Source organism: Streptomyces sp. NPDC059037 (assembly GCF_042740015.1).
GTDB lineage: Bacteria > Actinomycetota > Actinomycetes > Streptomycetales > Streptomycetaceae > Streptomyces.
This window is the reverse complement of record NZ_JBHYIG010000485.1, coordinates 1-2845: the sequence shown is the minus strand read 5'-3', so window position 1 is coordinate 2845 and position 2845 is coordinate 1. Positions and strand designations below refer to the sequence as shown.

At 68.5% G+C, this 2845-nt stretch carries 2 protein-coding genes and 1 pseudogene; all 3 read right to left on the bottom strand.

All coding sequences use genetic code 11. The annotated features are described in order from the left end of the window. Positions 1-965 (bottom strand): hemolysin family protein (locus ACFWY6_RS44955; protein WP_384703582.1); only part of this gene is annotated, 965 nt, incomplete at its 3' end. Between the two features lie 123 nt (positions 966-1088). Beyond that, positions 1089-2215, bottom strand: a pseudogene (locus tag ACFWY6_RS44950) (acyltransferase family protein). Between the two features lie 235 nt (positions 2216-2450). Continuing rightward, a partial coding sequence (locus ACFWY6_RS44945; protein WP_384703579.1) for a CBS domain-containing protein occupies positions 2451-2845 on the bottom strand: 395 nt, incomplete at its 5' end.

Here is a 2845-nt window from a genome sequence, read left to right as displayed (position 1 = left end):
TCGTCGGCGATGTCGCCGACCAGTTCCTCGGCGATGTCCTCGTACGTGACGATGCCCGCCACGCCGCCGTGCTCGTCGAGGACGACGGCGAACTCGTCGTCCCGCTCCCGCATCCGCGCGACCGCGACCGCCATGGTTCCGGTGAGACTCTCGGCGGGCAGCTGCATCAGTTCGCGGACGCCGAGCACGCCGGCGATGTCGTCGGGGCGGTCGCCGAGGACCGGGTAGGGGGAGTGGCCGTGCTTGGCGATCAGTTCGATCGCGTCGGCCGCGCTCGCGTCCTTGCGGACGAAGACGGCGTCGGCGCGCGGCACCATCACCTCGCCCAGGGTGCGCTCGGAGAACTCCAGGGTGTGGTCGAGGAGCGTCGCGGTGTCCTTGGGCAGCTCGCCCTGCTCGTGGGACTCGCCGATGAGGTGGCCGAGCTCCTCCAGGGTCGCGCCGTGGTGCAACTCCTCGACGGGCTCGATCCCGACGCGGCGCAGCAGCCGGTCGGCGGCGCTGTCGAAGATCCGCACGACCGGCCCGACGACCTTCAGATAGGCGAGTGTGGAGGAGGCCAGGGACTTGGCGAGCCGCTCGGGCACGGCGAGCGCGAGGTTCTTCGGTGCCAGCTTTCCCAGGACCATCTGGACGACGGTGGCAAGGACGAAGGCGAGGACGAGGGAGATGCCGCCGACGGCGCCTTCGGGGATGCCGATCCCGTTCAGCACGGGCCTGAGCAGGGCGGACACCGACGGCTCGGCGATGAAACCGACGACCAGGCCGGTGATGGTGATGCCGAGCTGCGCGCCCGACAGCATGAAGGAAAGATGCCCGAGCACCTTCAGGGCGCGGGCGGCCCGCTTGTCCCCCGCTTCGGCCTCGCGTGCCAGGACGAGGCGGTCGGCGGATACGTACGCGAATTCCTGGGCGACGAAATAGCCGGTGCCCGCGGTCAGGACGAAGACGGCGAGCAGTCCCAGCGCGGCACTCGATGCTGCCCACCGGCCGGTGGCCGATGTCCAGGATGGTGACGACCTGGCGGCCCACGGGCAGCGTCTCGACGACCCGCTCGAAGTGGACGGCGGGAGGCCGGGCCGGGGGGCTCACCGAGACCTTCCGCCCTGTCTCTGATGAGTCTTGGCGAGGGCAGCCGCGTCCCGTTTGAAGGCCCATTCCATCTTCGGTTCCATCGCGAAGCGGAACATGCGCTGCACCGGTGGTGTGCACAGGAGGGTGATCACTGTCCCGGCGACGAGGGTGACCGCGATCTCGCCGAGTGGCTGGTGCACCCATGCGTAGTCGTCGTACCAGTTCCAGAAGCGCGAGCCCTTGGCGAGGAGACCGTGCAGCAGGTAGCCGTAGAGCGTTCCGGCGCCAAGGGCCGTGAACCACAGCTTGCGGCCCGGCACCCAGGCGAAGAAGCAGGCCACGAGGACCAGCGAGCAGCCGAACATCGCCAGCGTCATGACGCCGCCGGCCCAGCCGGGCGCGGCCAACTCCTGTGCGCTGTCGCGGCGGTAGAACCAGGCCGCGTTCATCCGCGGCGCTGCCCAGTACGCGAAGACCAGCGCCATCGCGAACACCGGGAGCGCCAAGAGCCGCGCTTCCTTGCGGCGCACCATCGAGAAATGCTCCGGCTTGAGTACGAGGCCGAGGACGAAGAAGGGCAGGAATTGCAGCACCCGCTGCAGATCGAGGTCATCACCGATGTTGGGCGAAACCGACGCCGGGACGGCGATGGCCAGCGCACGAGCTTCCACAACGGAGTGGTCAGCCGCCAGATGAACAGCGCGGCAAGGAACCAGGTCAGATACCAGGGGTCGAGCAGGCTGATGGGGTATGTCGGGTCGTCGTCCGCCCACCGTTGGAAGAAGGTGTACGCGACCTCGAACAGGACGTACGGCACAGCGATCCCGGTGACCAAGCGTCTGATCCGGTTCGGGCTCGCGTCGAAGCTGCGGGAGAAGTAGCCGGAGATGACGATGAACGCCGGCATGTGGAAGGTGTAGACGGTGATGTACAGCGCGGCCGCGGCCCGGCTGTCACCTCGCAACGGCTCCCATGTGTGCCCCATCGCCACCAGGACGATCGCCAGGTACTTCGCGTTGTCGAAGAACGCGTCCCGCTTCTTGGACGGCTTCCCCGCACCCCCCGCTTCGCCGCCCGCAGGCGCCCCTCCGCCGAAAGCCTTCTCGGGAGCTGCAGTGGGCCGCTGCGGAGGCAGCGGCATCGCGTGACGTCTCGTCGACCGCAGCGTGTCACTCAAGATGCCCCCCGCAGTGAACCCGAACCTGCGAAATCACGTCTTACAGCGAATGGGGGTACCGCGCCGTCGCAGAACATTCCCCGCACCCTAGCCACGCATCTACAGACCTGGAAAACCCCACTGGTTGTGAGCGTGCACATGCCGGGCCGCCGTGTGCGGGGCACGCACGAAACGGCTCAGCGGTTTGGCGGCTCGCCGGTCACCCTGCCGCCGAAGCCCGGCCGACCAACTCCGACAGCACGTCCTCCATGGTGACGAAGCCGAGCACCGCACCCTTCTCGCCGGTCACCGCGGCGAGGTGGCTGTCCATGGCCCGCAGTGCGGTGAGGGTGTCATCCAGCGGGGTGTCGATGCGGACCCGGGTGACGGTGTGCAGGGCGGTACGCGGGAAGGGCTTGTCGCGGTTGGCGGCGCCCAGGGTGTCCTTGATGTGGAGGTAGCCCAGGAGTGTGCCTTGCGGTCCGGTGACCGGGAAGCGGGAGAAGCCTGCTTCGGCCACCACCCCCTCCAGCTGGGCAGGGGTGGTGGTGTGGTCGACGGTGCGCATCTTGGCCGCTGGGACGAGGATATCGCCGACCGGCCCGGTAACCAGCA